Origin of the sequence: Silvimonas soli, assembly GCF_030035605.1 — a bacterium.
GTDB lineage: Bacteria > Pseudomonadota > Gammaproteobacteria > Burkholderiales > Chitinibacteraceae > Silvimonas > Silvimonas soli.
Window position 1 is genome coordinate 167,357 of record NZ_CP106736.1, and the last position, 17,514, is coordinate 184,870.

A 17,514-nucleotide genomic window follows, 5' to 3' on the forward strand; every position below is an offset into this window, starting at 1 on the left:
CAAATCTGCCTGAGCCGGCCGGGATATTCACGCCCCGGCCGGCGTCATGGCCCGCTTTGTGCGCCTTTCCTGGCGCGCGGTGCACAAAACCGGTCCCCGCTCGTTATTTGAATACCCCAATAACAAGAGTGGCTGGCAATTGCGTTCTGGTGCACCTTGGGCTGGCATGCCAACAAATGGCATGCCGTGTCGCGGATAGGTCGCCAGAGCACCGTTGTCATCGTCACTCTAAAGACTCGGTGTCAATTCATGCCCCTTATCCGCAAGCTTCTTGTTGCCTCACTGTTGTCTGTGGGCTTGCTCGCCACAGCTGCTCAGGCCAAACCCGGTTTCCCGCAAGACCAAAGTGACATCAAGCCCGATCCCGCCGCCACATGGGGTGTGCTCGATAACGGCGTGCGCTATGTCGTTCTGCCCAATAGCGAGCCTAAAGGTCGTGCCAGCCTGCGCTTGCTGGTCAAAGCCGGTTCGTTGAACGAAACCGATGACCAACAAGGCCTGGCCCACTTTCTGGAGCACATGGCGTTCAAGGGCAGTACGCATTACAAGCCGGATACGCTGGTGAACTACTTCCAGCGCCTGGGTATGGGCATGGGCAGCGACGCCAACGCCAACACCGGTCAGGATCGCACGGTGTACCAGCTGGAGCTGCCTGACACCAAAGAACATACGTTGACTGAAGGCCTGCAGGTGTTCGCTGATTTCTCGGGCGGATTGCTGCTGCAACAAGATCAAATCAACAGTGAACGCGGCGTTATCCTCAGCGAAAAACGCGCCCGTGATTCGGTAGCCTTCCGCAACTACGTAGCGGAAATCAACTTCCTGCTGCCCGGCTCATTGCCTGCTCAGCGCATGCCCATTGGCCAGGAAAGTGTCATCAATGCGGCCAATCGTGATCGCTTTGCTGACCTTTACAACACCTGGTATCGGCCGGACCGCCTGACCATCATTGCGGTGGGTGACTTGAATGTTGTCAAAACCGTCGCGCTGATTAACAAGGAATTCGGCGGATTAACCGCTCGCGCGCCAGAACGCGCTGCGCCCGATCTGCGGATTCAGTCGACAGTAAAAGACGTGCAGGTGGGATATCACTACGAGGCCGACGCCCCGAATACCAATATCAGCATTCAAACGCTGCAGCCTTTCCCTGGAGAAGACAAAGCGCAAATCCGCCTGAGCGACCAAACGTTGCAACTGGCGCTGGATATGTTGTCGCGGCGGCTGGACATGCTGGCACACCAGGAAAATTCGCCGCTCAATGGCGCGTATACCGGTGTCTACGACATGTTCAAGCAAGTGCGTATCAGCACCATCGGCGCTTCGGCCAAGCCGGAACAATGGCAAACGGCCTTGGGCTTGGTCGAGCAACAATTGCGCGGCGCACTGGAACACGGTTTTACTGCTGCCGAACTCAAGGTCGCCACCGCCAATATGCGCACGGATTTGCAGCAATCAGTATCCAGCGCCGCAACGCGCCGTTCTGATCGCTTGGCGGGTTCGATAGCCGACTCGCTCAATGACGACAATGTATTTACGTCGCCGCAGCAAGATCTCGCCCTGCTCGGCCCGTTGCTGGATAAAGTCACGCCACAAGATTGCCTGGACGCACTGCGCAAAGCCTGGTCGGGTGGCCGAAAAGTGTTTGTTGCCGGTAACGTCAAACTGGATCAGCCGCAAACACAAATCCTAGCGGCTTATCAGCAAGGCCAGACTCAGGCCGTAAAAGCCCCGGATGCTGATAAAACGACCGAGTTTCCATACAAGGATTTTGGCCCTGCTGGCGCGGTAGCCAAACAGAAGCAGATTGATGATTTGGGGATCACCCAAGTGCAGTTTGCCAATGGCGTCCGCCTGAATCTGAAGAAAACCCCGTTTCAGGCCAACACCGTGAGCGTGATTTTGCGCGTGGGCAGCGGCTTGCTGACCGAACCTGCAGCCACTCAACCTGGTTTGGCCTACCTGGCCAATCTTGGATTCAAAACCGGCGGGTTGGACAAGCTGGGCATTGATGACCTGCAAACCGCATTGGCTGGCAAGCAAGTCGGGCTCAACTTTGGTGTCGGCAGCGATGCCCTGACCTTCTCGGCCAATACCAACCAGGACAATCTGCAGCTGCAATTGCAATTGCTGGCCGCTTATCTAGCACATCCTGGCTACCGGCCAGAAGCGCTGTCTATGGCCCGCAAAGCCATCGTAGAGAACCAGACGGAGCTGGCGCATACGCCGGAAGGCTTGTTGCAGACGCGCATTGCCAGCGAGCTGGCCGACCACGATCCGCGCTTTGGCATTCCCGATCAGAAAGTGGCTTTGTCGCGCAATCTGGACGAACTGAAAACGTGGCTGCAACCGCAACTGAGCAGCGGACCGCTGGAAGTATCGATTGTCGGTGATATCGACATCCCGCAAACCATAGCTGCGGTATCGCAAACGCTGGGTGCCCTGCCACAACGCGATGCCAAGCCGGATTACACCGCGCAACGCGTCGTCAACTTCCCGGCTCAAGCGGTGAACCAGCGGTACACGGTGGCCACCGAGATCAATCGCGGGTTGGTGTTTATTGTGTGGCCAGCCACCGATGGCAAAGACATTCATCTGACTCGCCGTTTCAATCTGCTGGCCGAAGTCCTGAAGAACCGCTTGTGGGACACCATCCGCATGCAGATGGGCAGTTCGTACAGCCCGCAGGCCTTCTCGCAGCTGAGCGAGGTGTTCACCAATTACGGCTCGATTGGCGTATTGATTACGGTGGAACCGGAACAAGCCGACAAGGTGGCCAATGCAGTGCGCAAGATTGCTGCTGACCTGCAAAGCAAAGGCATTACCGACGATGAACTGGAACGCGCCAAAGCACCGATCCTCACCGGGATTCGCGACTCCGAGCGCACTAACGGCTACTGGCTGGGCACTGTCATGAATGGTTCGCAAGAAGTACCAGCCCGGCTAGATTGGGCGCGTTCGCGGGCCAGCGACTATCAGAGCATCAGCAAGGCCGACCTGGACTCACTGGCGCGCCATTATCTGGTCGCCAACAAGACCTACAGCTTTATCGTGGTGCCCGATCACAAGATCAGCAGCAAATAGTCATAGCGTAGCGTCAATGGTGGTGCCACGCGGCGGTGAATTCATCGCAGCGTGGCACCCCCAGGCAAGTAGTCATGCGTAGTGCCAATAAAAAACGGCTAAATGAGATTGATCATTTAGCCGTTTTTTATTGTCGGTAATGGCCGACGAAATTTAACCCAGACTCGTTAAAGCACCACATCGCGGGTTACCCCGTAGCGACGCAAGATGCGGCGCAGTTGTTCCAGTGCTTCAATCTGGATCTGCCGTACTCTTTCGCGGGTCAGATTCAGGCTCGCCGCCAAGTCTTCCAGCGTGCAGATTTCATAACCATTCAAGCCATAACGGCGCTCGATTACCATGCGTTGCTTGTCGTTCAGTTGCTTGAGCCAGTCGCGCACATAGCGTTCGATTTCCATGTTCTGCAACAGCGTTTCCGGACCATCATGCTGGTCATCGGGGATGGACTCACCGATGGTCAACATTGGATCGATATCCAGCGGCGCGTCCAGCGAAGCAACTCGCTCGTTCAGACCCATGATCCGGCGTACATCTTCCACTGGTTTGCCCACCAGCGCGGCAATTTCTTCTACCGTTGGCTCGTGCCCCATGCGCGCTTCCAGATGGCGTTGCGCACGCAGATACACATTGAGTTCTTTGATGATGTGCACAGGCAGTCGAATGGTGCGCGACTGATTCATGATGGCGCGCTCGATGCTTTGGCGAATCCACCACGTGGCATAAGTCGAAAAACGGAATCCACGCTCTGGATCAAACTTTTCCAGTGCATGCATCAGGCCGATATTTCCTTCCTCGATCAGATCAAGCAAGGTCATACCGCGGTTGATGTAGTGCTTGGCGATGTTCACCACCAAACGCAGGTTGTGCTCGATCATTTTCTGGCGGGCAGGAAAATCGCCTTGAACCACGCGCCGTGCCAGTGCCCGTTCTTCATCCGGAGTAAGTAGCGGGCTGTGACCGATTTCATTTAGATAAATCTGGGTAACGTCGCCAGTGCTCTCATAGACAGGCGCGTCGGCCTCTTCTGCAGCCGCAGCTTCTGTCTCGGTTTCCCCTTCTGCTTCGTTATCAATTGACTCGAGTTCTTCTTCCTCGAGTAACGCTTCGTCTTCCAGGATATCGATTTGATCGTTCATGATTTATCTGAGTGGATGTATTTGGCTGGATCGACTGGTTTACCAAATCTGCGAATTTCAAAGTGCAGTTTGACCTGGTCGGCATCGGTGTTGCCCATCTCCGCGATCTTTTCACCCTTCTTGACGATGTCGCCCTCCTTGACCAGCAATTTGCTGTTATGCGCGTATGCGCTCAGGAATTCGTTACTGTGCTTGATGATGATCATTTTGCCGTAGCCACGTAAGCCACTGCCCGCGTAAACGACCTTACCAGACGCTGACGCAATAACAGACTGCCCCATTTTTCCGACAATATCAATACCTCTACTTTCATCAGTGAAAGGTTTTGTCGGTTGGCCCGTGGTTGGCCACATCCAGTCCACCTCACTTGCCGCAGCAGAAGCGGCCTCAGATACCGGTTGCGAGGCTGATTTATCGTTACTTTTTGTAACGGCATCGGCAGTTGCGGCCATTTCCGAAGCTGTCGCAGCCTTGGCCGGTCTCGCAATGTCCTGCTGTGGTTTTGATACAACTGCCGGGCCTTCTGCCAGTGCCGCGATCCCGCTGGCGTTTTGCGCGCTATATGGCAACTTCATGGCTTTGGGATAGCTTTTGTTCGCTGCCACCACCGGTGCGGTGGCAGGCGTTGCCGCGGTGGCTGCAGGTGCGGCATCTTTCAAGGGTCGCACTTCTACGCCACCTGCATCCGCTGCGGCGGCGGGTGTAGAACCCGGTGCGGTCAGCCGCAATACCTGGCCGACCTTGATCGAATTCACGTCATCCAGATTATTCCAGGCTGCCAGATCACGATATGCCACGCCATGATCCATGGCGATCCGGTACAAGCCATCCCCTTTCTGGACAACATAGGTATCACCTGTCGCACCCGAGGCCACGATCGGGCCGTGGTTACCAGCAGGCGCAGTCGGGGCCGGGGTTGGTGCGGTGCTGCCCTGTTGATAGCGATCAACAATCGGCGCCGGTTGGTTCGGCTGATTGGCACATGCAGTCAGCAACAGCAATGCGGCGGGGACGATGAGGCGCTGCCAGTTCACTAATTTCTCCTTGGACTTTCTGATTTTGTGTAGTTATGTAACATCCGGGACGGCTCCCGGCAATGTGGCGCAGGCGTGCTAATTCACGCCATACCAGGCAAGAGCGGCACAAAGCGGACTTTCTCCAGCCGTTGCTCCACCGGACCGTCGGTCGTGAGTTCGATCATACGCAATTCCTGAATTTCGCCCCCAACCGGGAAAATCATGCGCCCGCCGGGTTTCAATTGCGCGATCAACGCTTCAGGGACGACCGGCGCGGCGGCCGTGAGCATGATGACGTCGTAGGGAGCGCCATCCGGCAGGCCCCGGCTGCCATCGCCATGCCTTAGACGTGTATTGAGAACACCCAAAGTGGATAAACGTTCCCGAGCCTGTTTGGCCAGGCCGCCAATACGTTCAATCGAATAGACTGTTTTAAAGAACTGCGCCAGCACCGTGGTCTGATAACCGCAACCCGTACCAATTTCGAGCACACGTTCGCGCTGTGCCACGCCAATCGCCAATTCGGTCATGCGCGCCACAATATATGGCTGGGAGATGGTCTGGCCATGACCGATAGGAAGCGACATATCGTCATACGCTTTGTGTGAAATCGCTTCATCCACAAAGGCATGCCGCGGCACCTCGCCCATGATGCCCAGCACTTCGCTACTGACAATCCCCTGGCTTTTCAGCCGCTCGATCATGCGGGTGCGCGTGCGGGCAGAGGTCATGCCCATGCCAGGGACATTACTGAAATTCATGCGCATAGCCATTTCGATACCGTATCCAGTTCCGAATATGCAGTGAGATCAACAGAAAGCGGCGTAATCGAGACATAACCATTGGCCACAGCGTGAAAATCGGTGCCTTCCCCCGCCACCGCCGCACTGCCCACCGGCCCGACCCACCAGATCGGGTCGCCGCGCGGGTTCTGGTCCTTGATGACCGATGCGGCCCGATGGCGACGACCCAACCGGGTTACTTTGCGGCCCAGAATGCGGTCGTATGGCAAATCGGGGATATTGACGTTCAATAACGCCGGTGTCTCAAACGGGTGCGCCAGAGTATGGGCGATCAGTTCGCTGGCCACTTGCGCGGCGATCTCGAAATGTTGTGGATTGCGTGACGCCAGCGAAAACGCAATGGCCGGCACACCCAGCAGATAACCTTCAGTGGCCGCGGCGACCGTGCCGGAATAAACAGTGTCGTCGCCCATATTGGCGCCGTGGTTAATACCGGACACCACCAGATCGGGCAGTTGATCCATCAGGCCGGTTGCCGCCAGATGCACGCAATCGGTCGGGGTGCCATTCACGTAAAAGAACCCGTTAGGCGCCCGCCGAACATTCAGCGGTCTATCCAGCGTGAGCGAATTACTCGAACCACTGCGGTCACGCTCGGGTGCGCAAACCATTACCTCGTGCTCGTCCGCCAGCGCCGCAGCCAGAGCTGCGATACCGGTGGCGAAATAACCATCGTCGTTGGACACTAATATGCGCATGCGGCCTCCACTGCGCCGTATTCTAGCTGCATGGGACGTTACGGCGAAGCAGCGCAGGCATGAGCGTTGCGTATTCCGGCTTTACCGGAAATCGCCAGCATGCATTACAGGCCAAAACGGATAGATATTGCACAAATGTGCAGCAGATAATCTGCAGTGACTGGCCCGCGTAGCACGTGGTTTACCTGCGCTGCGGGCTGGCTGATTGTGGGGTGATAGTTGATTAATGCAGCGTGCGTGGCACCGACAGCAAAAACTCGGGGATCTGCGCATCAAACAAGGTGCCGTCGGCGGTGCGCATCTGATAAGTGCCGCGCATGGTGCCCACCGGCGACTCCAGCGTGGTACCGCTCATATATTCAAAGGATTGCCCCGGTTCCAGCACCGGCTGTTCACCGATAACGCCCAAGCCGCTCACTTCCTGCTCGCGCCCTTCCATGTCACGGATGATCCAGTGACGTGAAATCAACTGGACAGTGGCTGTGCTGCGATTGGTGATGGCAATGCGGTAGGCAAACACGTAGTGGTCTTCCGCTTCGTCCGATTGCTCGGCCACGTAAGACGCGTTGGGGACTATTTCAATGACAAATTCTGGCTTTTCGCTCATGGGTCCAGCCTGCAGTTGAGTTCTTATTCAGGCACATCTTAGCAGCCTGGCCCAACGGACGGCATGCCGAATGAGATACAATCCGGGCCATAGTCTCATAAATCTCACGGAGTTCTTCATGGCCGAATACCGCATTGCCCCCAGCATTCTATCCGCCGACTTTGCCCGACTGGGTGAAGAGGTGCGTAACGTGTCGGAAGCTGGCGCCAGCCTGATCCACTTCGATGTCATGGACAACCATTACGTCCCCAACCTCACCATTGGCCCGATGGTGTGTGAAGCCATTCGCCCGCATACCAATCTGCCCATTGATGTGCATCTGATGGTGCGTCCGGTTGACCGCATCATTCCTGATTTTGCGAAAGCCGGTGCCAATATCATCACTTTCCACCCGGAAGCCTCCGATCATGTTGACCGCTCGCTCGGACTGATTCGCGAGCACGGCTGCCAGTCCGGTCTGGTGTTTAATCCGGCCACCTCGCTTGATCATCTGGATTACGTGCTGGACAAGGTCGATATGGTGTTGCTGATGTCGGTAAACCCGGGCTTTGGCGGTCAGGCGTTTATTCCGGAAATGCTGGAAAAAGCCCGCCAGGCGCGCGCCAAGCTGGATCGCTACAAAGATAAAACCGGTCGCCACATCCATCTGGAGATCGACGGTGGCGTGAAGGTCGACAATATTGGCGAGATTGCTGCTGCGGGCGTCGATACCTTTGTAGCGGGCTCGGCCATTTTTGGCCACCCGGATTACAAAGCCATCATCGCCGCCATGCATGGCGAGATTAACCGCCACGTCGGCAAGTAAGCAGTAAAGGTTCTGGTATGGACATCAAAGCCTTTGCATTTGATCTGGACGGCACGCTGGTCGATTCGATTGCCGACCTCGCGCGCGCTGCCAACGCTGCCCGCGCCGATATGGCGTTGGCACCGCTGGCGCAAGCCACAGTGGCCAGTTATGTCGGCGATGGTGCCAGTTCTCTGGTTGCCCGCACGCTGGCCGACAGTCATGCCGCCGAGTACACCGGCACCGCGCTGCAAAAAGAAGCCATGGCACTGTTTGATCGCCACTACAAACAAGGCTTGTCGATCGACACCACGTTCTACCCGCAAGTGCAGATGACGTTGTCACGGTTGCATGAGCTGGGATTTCCGCTGGCCATTGTTACCAACAAACCTGAGCGCTATACGCTACCGCTGCTACGTGAGCTGGGCGTGAGCGAACGGTTTGAGGTGGTGGTTGCGGGCGACACGCTGACCGAAAAAAAACCTTCGGCCATGCCGCTGCTGCATGTGGCGCAGGCGCTCAATATCAGCCCGGAAGAAATGTTAATGGTCGGGGATTCCAAAAACGACGTCCTGGCCGCACACGCCGCTGGTTGCCCCGTAGTTGCCGTGAGCTATGGCTATGGCAGCAATCTGGACGATCTGGGCGCGGATCGGGTGATCCATCATTTTGCCGATCTGCTGGAATTTGTGGATTAAGCCACCGGCGCGGGCTGCAAAAACAAAAAGCACCGATTTAACGGTGCTTTTTTAATATCCAGCGTATCGACTTGCCAATGACGAGGCGTCAGCCTTTGCGCCGGTAATCCACCCACGCGTAGGTCACGCCGCTAGCCTCATCCACGCCCTCTTCACGCTGCGTCGGCTGCCACACGGCACGGTCGAACTCCGGGAAAAACGCATCGCCTTGCGGGGCCAGTGCGACCTCGGTCAGATACAGCACGTCCGCTATCGCCAAGGCTTGGCGGTAGATTTCGCCACCGCCAATCACAAATACGCTTTCAACGTCAGGGCACGCCGCCAGGGCCGCTTCGATGCTGGGGTAGGCTTCAGCGCCCGCAGCTTGCCAATCCGTCTGGCGCGTTACCACCAGATTGCGACGCCCCGGCAGCGGGCGACCCAGTGAATCCCAGGTTTTACGGCCCATCAGAATCGGGCGACCCAATGTCAATGCCTTGAACCGTTTGAGATCATCCGGCAAGCGCCATGGCAGGCGGTTTTCAATGCCGATGACACCATTGGTGCCCAGCGCGGCGATCAATGCAACTTCTGGCTTGTGGCTCATATACAGCTCCGGGCAGGCAATGCGGTTCTCACAGACAAGGCGGCATTTTGGGGGAAGCCGCCGCTCACGGCAACGCTCTGCCCTTTTTTAAACCGCACCACCCAGCCCAAGGGCACTGCGGTTTTGAGCTTACCCGGCCAATGCCAAGGCATCTGCGCCCGCCGCGATCCGCATCGGGCTGGCCGGATCAGTCGCTGCCCGCCATATCGCTTTCGCCACATCCTGCGCGCGCGTCACTGCCGATGACTGCGCCCATTGGGCAAACACCTGCTGTGCCAGCTCGGCGTAGGCCTGCGGGATGCCATCCTTCATCCGTGATTGAGCGTTTTCACCAAATCGCGTTTCCGGAGCCCGACCAGGAAGCACCAGGCCAACCCGGATATTGAATGGCTGCAGTTCCAGCGCCAGCGACTCAGTAAACGCATTTACCGCGGCCTTGCTGGCGGTATAAACCGCAAGCAGCGGCAGTGGCAGCAATGTCACGCTCGACGTCACATTGACGATCACGCCGGCCTTGCGTTGCCTGAACTGCGGCAGCACGGCCTGCGTCATTGCTATCGTACCCAGGGTATTTGTTTCGAACACCTCACGAGCGGTTTGCATGGCGATGCCCTCAAGCGCGCCTAACACCCCGATCCCGGCGTTATTGACCAGCACATCAATTGGTCCGGCTGCTTCAACGGCATGGCGAATGCTTTGCGGGTCGCTGACATCAAGGGCGATTACCCGCAGGTTCGCGCTGGCTGGCAACAGGTCTGTGCGTGGCGTACGCATGGTGGCGATAACGGTCCAGTTGCGGTCCAGAAAGTAGCGAGCGGTTTCAAGGCCAAAGCCGGATGAACATCCGGAGATCAGAATGGTTTTCATGGGGGATTCCAGAGAGTGGTTGGCAGCACCAACACGATAGATCGCAGCAACCGGACTTGCTACACTCATAAATCCAGATTTCATTTGCAAGAGTCCAATCATGGTTGATCCTCTCACCCAAGTCGTTGCGCTACTGCAACCAGCCGCAACCGCAGCAAAAATGGTCAGCGGCAGCGGACGCTGGCGGGTCCGGCGCACGGAATCCGGCCAACCGTTCTACTTCGTCATTCTTGAAGGGTCTTGCCGCCTTGCGTTTGATGGCAGTGAACCTCTCGCCCTGCAGGCAAACGACTTTGTGCTGATCCCGGCGGCGTACGACTTCACCATGTCCAGCCTTGAGCCCGTGACCGCTGAAGACGCGCAAGCTGCACCCGTTGCCTTGGCCGACGGCAGGTTCAGACTTGGCCCGCCCGATGCCAGGCCAGATGTGCAATTACTGGTGGGTCACTGTGTTTTTGGTTCGCCAGATGCAGCCTTGCTGGTATCGCTGCTTCCGCAGCTGGTGCATGTTCGGGGCGAGAGTCGGCTAACGACCTTGGTGCAACTGGTGGGCGAAGAATCCCGCGCGCAAAGACCAGCACGGGATGTCATTCTGTCCCGCCTGCTGGAGGTGCTGTTTATGGAAGCACTACGCTCCACAGCGGGCACGGCCGCATCGCCCGGACTGCTGCGTGGGCTGGCCGACGAACGCCTGGCAGTTGCGATCCGGCATATGCACGAAAGCCCTGCCCAGGCATGGACCGTTGCCCAACTGGCCAATGAGGCCGCGCTCTCGCGCTCTGCCTTTTTTGAGCGCTTCAGCCACACCGTGGGGGTCACACCGATGGATTACCTGCTCTCCTGGCGCATGGCCATGGCCAAAAATCTGCTTTGGCGCCAACAACTCGCCATTGCCGAAATCGCCGACCGCGTGGGTTATAGCTCCGCCAGCACATTCAGCGTTGCTTTCACCCGCCACGTCGGCCTGTCGCCAGCGCGATATGCGCGCGAACAAGCGCAGTCGCCAGTCACACCAGAGCCCGAAGCCGTAGCGCTGGGCTGAAAACGCGCCCGCAACGCGGAAACTGCCATTGGCGCTGGTACAATGGCGGATTGAATGAGCTTCCTGGATGTTTGTGATGACGCTGCAACCGCTTGACGATACCGAATTCGACCGCCTCGATACCTTTTTGATGTGCCCGCGCACGCCAGAAGCCACCATGGATCTGGAAATGCTGGACGGTTTCCTGGTGGCGCTGACCATCGGGCCGGAAGAAGTCCCCGAGGATGAATGGCTGCCCGCGGTATTTGACGGCCATGTACCCGAGTTTTCGGATCAGATTGAAGCCGACGACATTCTGGATCTGATCCGCCGCCACGCTGCCACAATTCGTCAGGCGTACTCGGTGAAAAGCCGCAGCAATATGGGCGAAGAGCCGCTGTACTACCCGTTGATCCTGAACGACGAAGGGATGGACGAAAAGTGGCAAGACACCGTTGGCCAGTATTGGGCTGCAGGTTTTCACGCCGGGATCGCCGTGCGCGAAGAGCCTTGGCAAGCCTTGATGGACGAAAGCGATGATTTCTATGATCTCATCGCTAAAATCCTGGTGGTCGAACTGGGCCATGACCCGGATAACGAAGACGAAAAATTCACCATCAAACAGCGCGAAGAACGGCTGGATGAACTGCCTTGGCTGGTCGAAGAACTGATGTTCCTGTGGCTGGAAAAGAAGTTTGGCAAGGTAGAAACCGTCAAACGTGATGACGCCAAGGTGGGTCGTAACGACCCTTGCCCTTGCGGTAGCGGCAAGAAATTCAAAAAGTGTCACGGCGCCTGATTGGTGTCGGCCTGCGCCCCGGCGATGACTCGTCGGGGCTGCGCATGACGCAAAGTACGCATCTGTTTTATCGGTAATCCAAACTTTTCCATCCTACTTTTTCAGACCGGCTGCCCATGTACCGTCTCGTGATTCAGGCTCCAGAAGTCGACACCCCCAACCTCAAGCAACTGGCTCGCCTCTCTGGCGCAGGTGAAATCCAGGCTATCCATCAGCAGGCTTTCCGGCTGATCGGTGCCGATATCGCCAACGAAGAAGCCGTCGCCGATTTCTGCGAATCCGCTCAATACGATTGGGCGTTTATTCCGGAAGACCATGGCGTACGCGATATTGGTCTGGTGGTGATGGATATGGATTCGACGCTGATCACCATCGAATGTATTGATGAGATCGCCGATATGGTCGGCATCAAGCCACAGGTTTCGGAGATCACCGCCGCCGCCATGCGTGGCGAAATTGATTTCCGCGAAAGCCTCACTCGCCGCGTGGCTTTGCTGGCCGGGCTGGACGCCAGCGCCTTGCAGCGCGTTTACGATGAGCGCCTCAAGCTCATGGCTGGAGCCGAGGCCATGCTTAAGGGTTTTCAGGCCGCTGGCGCCAAGACCTTGTTGATCTCCGGTGGCTTCACGTTTTTCACCGAAAAACTGCAAGCCCGGCTGAAGCTCACCCAGACCATTGCCAACGAGCTGGAAATTGTCGATGGCAAGCTCACTGGCCGCGTGCTCGGTGACATTGTCGACGCCGAGCGCAAAAAAACCGAGTTGATCCGCATGCGCGATGAACTCGGTTTGCGGGCCGACCAGGTTGTGGCCATGGGCGACGGTGCCAACGATTTGCAGATGCTGCACGCAGCGGGTTTTGGGGTGGCATGCCATGCCAAGCCGAAAGTCCAGGCCGAAGCGCCGTACTGCATTAACCATGTCGGGCTGGACGGCGTACTTAATTATTTCTTGTGATGGCCGGACATTTGATGGCTCGCCTGTAGTCGATATGGTCCGAAAAAAGCACCGCGTTGTCGGTGCTTTTTTCATTGCAGCTGATTAACCTCACCGCTTGGGTTCTAAGTCTCAGGTGTGACGCGCACATCGCCGGGTGTGGCCATCGTCTTTTCTCTACCCAGAAAAGCCAGAAATTCGGTTGCGGGCAGCGCTCTGGCAAATAACCAGCCCTGCCCGTATTGCACACCGCGCAGAGCCAGCCAGTCCGCCTGCGCCTGGGTTTCGATGCCTTCAGCCACCAGTTTCAAATTCAAACTGCGGCCAATCTCGACGATGTGCGGCGCCACGCTGGCGGAAACCGCCTCAGTCCCCACCGTATCGATGAACGATTTATCAATCTTCAGCGCATCCACCTGAAAACTCTGCAGATAAGACAACCCGGAGTAACCGGTGCCAAAGTCATCAATGAATACCTGGTGGCCAGCATCCCGAAAGGCCTGAATAACAGAACGAGCCGTTTCTGCATGCATAAACCCGCGCTCGGTTGCCTCGATGCAAATCTGCGCCGGGCCGATTTCAAATGCAGCAAGTTTTGGGGTCAATAGCTTCAGAAACCGGGTGGATGCCAGATCAATGGCGGCCAGATTGATCGAGATATACAAGTCAGTGCGGGTCTGCAGCAAGGTGGCCATCTCGGCGCAGATGATCTCCAGAATTTCATCGGTCATCGGCTGGATCAGGCCAGACTCCTCAGCGACCGGTACAAACAAGTCCGGGCGTACCAGATTGCCGCCCGCCTGGCGCCAGCGCACCAATGCCTCTGCGCCGATGCAACGGCCAGTGCCCAGTTCAATGATGGGCTGATAATGCACTTGTAGTTGCTTGCGCCGGATTGCATCGCGCAACTGCCCAGGCAACGAGAATCGCCTGCGCACGATCCACAGCAAAATGGCTGCCGCCAACAGGCCGCACGCCACGCCAACCGGCAACCAGATTGTCAACGTGCCATACCAGTGCCGCAGCAGGTTAACCGAGGGTTCGCCAGCCACGACGGCAATCGGCAACACGGAGGACTTCGCCACGACGTAGTAGTTACCGTCCTCCAGATTCGTAGAGGGATGGCTAAACGCCCGCAGCAGATAGACGTGATTGGCATTGCGCCACGCCGCTACCACCTCTGTGCCATCCCGATTGACCACGCCGAGCGATAAATCGGCATAGTCGCTGATCACGTCTACCAAAGATTCCGGGTCGATCAGGATCGCGGTTTTTTCGGTCGCCACGACCATCATCGGGTTGCCGGTGCGCTCCAGATCTTTGGCTTGCAGCCAAACCCGGTAACGGGTGCCTTTCCAGGTTTCCGGCCCAAGAATAACCTCGTGTTGCAGGTGCCCCAGCATGGCGCTGCATTCAACTCCGCGCTTTTTGTCCAGGTCCATGATGTCCCGAACGTAGCGATGGTTAATGGCAATTCGCCGCATATCAAAGAGGTATTCATCACTGCAAGGCTCGGAGGTGAGCCCATCCATTTGCACCAGTGCCTTGCGTGCGTTGTCGAAAACCACCTCCACGCGCGCCAGGCCGCGCTGGGCATAAAGATTGAGCGCGTCGTATTCTTTTTGCTCGGCTCGCTGCTCTGCCACCAATGTCGCAATAGCTACCGGCACAATGGCCACGGCAATCGCGCCCAATATCACCAGAACTACAAAGGAGTGGCGTAATCCGCCCGGAGTCGACAATTTCAGCATGAACCTGGGTTTCTCAAAATGTGCCTGCGCATCGAAACGGACGCGTCCACAGCAAACCAGATAAATACCGGTTTCCCACGCCCCTTACATTCATAGCCAGCCGCGGGCCTCCCTGCCTGGAAAATGCAGCCTCCGGGAGCAGTGCCAATACCCTTGAGGTTCGATAAAGGTCGGTACCTTTTGCGCTTGCCCGGCATGACTGCGGAATGGCTGGAGGGCTTACCTGCCAAACTTCACAGGTACCATTGCGGCGCAAGATGGCCTCAAGCCGCAGGGCGACGTATCATGCGCACGCTGGCATTGCGCCATCTGAACAACACAGCACAAACGAGCTTTTGATGAAAACACCCTCATCCAGCGGCCTGGTTTATTCGACCGAACACGGCAGCATGTGTCCGGACTGCCGCCAACCCCTAGCGCAGTGCAGCTGCGGCAAAGCCACACCCACTGGTTTTGCTGATGGCGTGATACGCGTGTCGCGGGAAACCAAGGGCCGTAAAGGCAAAGGCGTGACGCTGGTCAAAGGCGCGGTGCTGGACGAAGCGGCACTCACCCAATTGGCCAAGCAACTGAAAACAGTCTGCGGCTCAGGTGGCACCGTTAAAGACGGCGTAATTGAAATTCAGGGCGATCATTGCGATCAGGTGTTGGCGCTGCTCAAGAAACAGGGCTTGGCCGCCAAGCGCGCTGGCGGTTAAACGGCCATGCCCCGCAAGCGCGGGCCAAAGACGTTGACCAGCAAACCGAGCATGACCACCGCACCGCCGAGCCATTGCATCGGCGCCAGATGTTCTCCCAACGCCACGGCAGCCGAGATCACGCCGATCACCGGCACCAGCAGGGTTAATGGTGCAATCTGCCGCACCGGGTGATGCGCCAGCAATTTGCCCCACAAGCCGTAACCCATGCAGGTGGCAACATAGGCGAGATAAAAAATTGCCAGCACGCTACTCAAGCCAGGATTGGCCAAGCTGGCAGAGATGCGTGCGGGGCCTTCCAGACACAGCGACAACACAAAGAACGGAATCGGCGGCACCAGTGCGCCCCACACCACCAAGCTGAGCGGATTAACCTGACCAATCCCCTTGATCACCAGATTGCCGCCAGCCCAGGACAATGCTGCCAATAGCGTCAGCACAAAGCCAAACACGGATACACTTCCCGCCACACCGCCCAGCCCGATCAACGCCAGCCCCACTGCTGCAACGATCATGCCCAACAGGTTATGCCAGCGCACGGGCTCGCTGAAGATCACTGCCGCCAGCAGCACGGTAAAAAACGCCTGTGCCTGCAAAACCAGCGAAGCCAAGCCAGCGGGCATGCCGACATACAGCGCTGAAAACAGAAATACAAACTGTCCCAGGCTAATGGTCGCGCCATAAGCCACCAGGCGGGACCACGGAATCTGCGGGCGCGGAATAAACAATACGGCGGGGAAAGCCACCAGCGTAAAGCGCAAGCCGCCCAGCAGCATCGGCGGCACGCCGTGCAGGCCCACTTTGATGATCACAAAGTTGATGCCCCACACAAACACCACCACCAGCGCCGATAGCCAGTCTTTTACAGACATACCGCAAATTCCGGAAAAAAGGCGTCCAGTATGCGCCGCCACCGTCTGCACCACTATCCCGCAAATGCAGGTCCGTCTAGAATCCGCAACACCGTTGGCATTCGCAGAATTCATCTCATGCAGCACTCCGCTCGCTGGCACGCTCCTTCGCGGTGGCTCTACGCCATCCGGCTAGCGCTGTTCGCGATTTTGCTCAATGCCGTTGGCCCAACCTTCAGCCAGCTACACGCAGCGCGCCAGCCAGACCTGGCCGCGACGCTGACCATTTGCAGTGTCGATAGCACCCGGGCGGTTCAACTCACTCAGCGTGGCCGGGCACTGAATCTGCTACAGCTGTTGAGCAAGCCTTGCCCGCTATGCGCATTGCAATTGGGGCCGGGTTTGTTGCCCATGATCTGGCAGTGGCCTGTTTTGAGCCTGCAAGCGCTGGTGCTGGCGCAGCCGACCGTATCCAATGCGCCGCAAGTATCCATCATTGCCTTGCCACCAGCGCGCGGGCCGCCAGCGCAGAACTGATTGCCCAGAGTGGCACGCTCAGCCATCACCCGTTTTCATGGATTGGCTTTGCTGATTGCCGACTACCGCAGCAGATGCGGAGACCTGACACATATCGTGATGCCTAGCCGTGACCTTGATCCCCGCCGGCATCTCAAACTGGAATCGACCCATGTTGAACTTCGTCAGACAAATTCTGCGCCCGCTGCTACTCAGCACCGCGCTTTGCGCGTCTTTCGCGGCCACCGCTGCACAACCCGCTGCTACAAATGCAATCCAGGTCGAACACGCCTGGTCTCGCGCCACACCACCTGGCGCCGCTATCGGAGCGGCCTACTTCGAGATCACCAATAACAGCAAAACCGCCGACACCCTCATCGGCGCCAGTAGCCCGGTGGCCGCCACAGCCAGTGTGCATGAAATGAAAATGGCCAATGGCATGATGCAAATGCGGGCCGTACCGCAGTTGCCCCTGCCCGCCCAGGGAAACATCAGTTTCAGCCCGCAGGGATATCACGTGATGCTCAACGGACTTAAAGCGCCGCTTAAAGAAGGTAGTCACTTTGCCCTGACCTTGCAGTTTGCCAAGGCAGGAGCGATCAGCGTTGATGTAGTCGTTCAAGCGATGGGCGCAGCGGCAACGGATATGTCGCACCAGCACTAGTTA

18 protein-coding genes are annotated in these 17,514 nt (G+C 57.4%); 9 read left to right on the forward strand and 9 right to left on the reverse strand.

From position 1 onward, the window contains the following. Nucleotides 1–249 precede the first annotated feature (249 nt). On the forward strand, nt 250–3,081 hold the full coding sequence (locus tag N7220_RS00695) for a M16 family metallopeptidase (RefSeq protein ID WP_283149551.1): 2,832 nt from the start codon (nt 250–252) through the stop codon (nt 3,079–3,081). Between the two features lie 167 nt (nt 3,082–3,248). Here N7220_RS00695 and rpoS read toward each other — a convergent pair whose 3' ends face one another. The 5 genes from rpoS to apaG form a co-directional block, all read right to left on the reverse strand. Continuing rightward, nucleotides 3,249–4,217, reverse strand: a complete 969-nt coding sequence (gene rpoS / locus N7220_RS00700) for an RNA polymerase sigma factor RpoS (protein WP_283149552.1) — start codon at nt 4,215–4,217, stop codon at nt 3,249–3,251. Beyond that, a complete protein-coding gene (locus tag N7220_RS00705) occupies nt 4,214–5,251 on the reverse strand; it encodes a peptidoglycan DD-metalloendopeptidase family protein (RefSeq protein ID WP_283149553.1) in 1,038 nt (345 codons plus the stop codon). Before N7220_RS00705 ends, rpoS begins: the two co-directional genes overlap by 4 nt. A gap of 83 nt (nt 5,252–5,334) precedes the next feature. Beyond that, complete coding sequence (locus N7220_RS00710) at nt 5,335–5,994, reverse strand: protein-L-isoaspartate(D-aspartate) O-methyltransferase (RefSeq protein WP_283149554.1); 660 nt, start codon at nt 5,992–5,994, stop codon at nt 5,335–5,337. Then, nucleotides 5,991–6,734 carry a 5'/3'-nucleotidase SurE gene (gene surE / locus N7220_RS00715; RefSeq protein ID WP_283149555.1) on the reverse strand — a complete coding sequence of 248 codons (744 nt, stop codon included), beginning with the start codon at nt 6,732–6,734 and terminating at the stop codon, nt 5,991–5,993. Before surE ends, N7220_RS00710 begins: the two co-directional genes overlap by 4 nt. Nucleotides 6,735–6,957: 223 nt before the next feature. Then, on the reverse strand, nt 6,958–7,341 hold the full coding sequence (gene apaG, locus N7220_RS00720; protein ID WP_283149556.1) for a Co2+/Mg2+ efflux protein ApaG: 384 nt from the start codon (nt 7,339–7,341) through the stop codon (nt 6,958–6,960). Between the two features lie 118 nt (nt 7,342–7,459). Here apaG and rpe point away from each other — a divergent pair, with 118 nt between their 5' ends. Next, complete coding sequence (gene rpe, locus N7220_RS00725; protein WP_283149557.1) at nt 7,460–8,146, forward strand: ribulose-phosphate 3-epimerase; 687 nt, start codon at nt 7,460–7,462, stop codon at nt 8,144–8,146. 17 nt (nt 8,147–8,163) lie between these two features. Further along, nucleotides 8,164–8,823 carry a phosphoglycolate phosphatase gene (locus N7220_RS00730; protein ID WP_283149558.1) on the forward strand — a complete coding sequence of 220 codons (660 nt, stop codon included), beginning with the start codon at nt 8,164–8,166 and terminating at the stop codon, nt 8,821–8,823. Between the two features lie 88 nt (nt 8,824–8,911). Here N7220_RS00730 and N7220_RS00735 read toward each other — a convergent pair whose 3' ends face one another. Continuing rightward, nucleotides 8,912–9,409, reverse strand: coding sequence for a dihydrofolate reductase (locus N7220_RS00735; protein WP_283149559.1), 498 nt, complete (start codon nt 9,407–9,409; stop codon nt 8,912–8,914). A 129-nt stretch (nt 9,410–9,538) separates the two neighbouring features. Continuing rightward, complete coding sequence (locus N7220_RS00740) at nt 9,539–10,276, reverse strand: SDR family oxidoreductase (RefSeq protein WP_283149560.1); 738 nt, start codon at nt 10,274–10,276, stop codon at nt 9,539–9,541. A gap of 100 nt (nt 10,277–10,376) precedes the next feature. Here N7220_RS00740 and N7220_RS00745 point away from each other — a divergent pair, with 100 nt between their 5' ends. The 3 genes from N7220_RS00745 to serB all read left to right on the forward strand — a co-directional run bounded on the left by N7220_RS00745 (nt 10,377) and on the right by serB (nt 13,052). Then, entirely contained in the window at nt 10,377–11,318 is a 942-nt protein-coding gene (locus N7220_RS00745) for an AraC family transcriptional regulator (RefSeq protein WP_283149561.1), read from the forward strand. 76 nt (nt 11,319–11,394) lie between these two features. Beyond that, on the forward strand, nt 11,395–12,096 hold the full coding sequence (locus tag N7220_RS00750; RefSeq protein ID WP_283149562.1) for a UPF0149 family protein: 702 nt from the start codon (nt 11,395–11,397) through the stop codon (nt 12,094–12,096). 116 nt (nt 12,097–12,212) lie between these two features. Continuing rightward, entirely contained in the window at nt 12,213–13,052 is an 840-nt protein-coding gene (serB, locus tag N7220_RS00755; protein WP_283149563.1) for a phosphoserine phosphatase SerB, read from the forward strand. 104 nt (nt 13,053–13,156) lie between these two features. Here the strand turns inward: serB and N7220_RS00760 are convergent, their stop codons facing one another. Then, nucleotides 13,157–14,782, reverse strand: coding sequence for an EAL domain-containing protein (locus tag N7220_RS00760; protein WP_283149564.1), 1,626 nt, complete (start codon nt 14,780–14,782; stop codon nt 13,157–13,159). Between the two features lie 338 nt (nt 14,783–15,120). On the opposite strand from N7220_RS00760, the gene N7220_RS00765 reads away from it, so the two are divergent. Continuing rightward, the gene (locus N7220_RS00765; protein ID WP_283149565.1) at nt 15,121–15,480 is read left to right on the forward strand and encodes a translation initiation factor Sui1; all 360 of its coding nucleotides are present in this window, start codon (nt 15,121–15,123) and stop codon (nt 15,478–15,480) included. Here the strand turns inward: N7220_RS00765 and N7220_RS00770 are convergent. Beyond that, on the reverse strand, nt 15,477–16,352 hold the full coding sequence (locus N7220_RS00770) for an EamA family transporter (RefSeq protein WP_283149566.1): 876 nt from the start codon (nt 16,350–16,352) through the stop codon (nt 15,477–15,479). The genes N7220_RS00765 and N7220_RS00770 overlap by 4 nt on opposite strands. Before the next feature lie 117 nt (nt 16,353–16,469). On the opposite strand from N7220_RS00770, the gene N7220_RS00775 reads away from it, so the two are divergent. Both N7220_RS00775 and N7220_RS00780 read left to right on the forward strand, forming a co-directional pair. Further along, nucleotides 16,470–16,868: a DUF2946 domain-containing protein gene (locus N7220_RS00775; protein WP_283149567.1), complete on the forward strand. Its 399-nt coding sequence runs from the start codon at nt 16,470–16,472 to the stop codon at nt 16,866–16,868. Between the two features lie 151 nt (nt 16,869–17,019). Beyond that, the gene (locus N7220_RS00780; RefSeq protein ID WP_283149568.1) at nt 17,020–17,511 is read left to right on the forward strand and encodes a copper chaperone PCu(A)C; all 492 of its coding nucleotides are present in this window, start codon (nt 17,020–17,022) and stop codon (nt 17,509–17,511) included. Nucleotides 17,512–17,514: the final 3 nt, after the last annotated feature.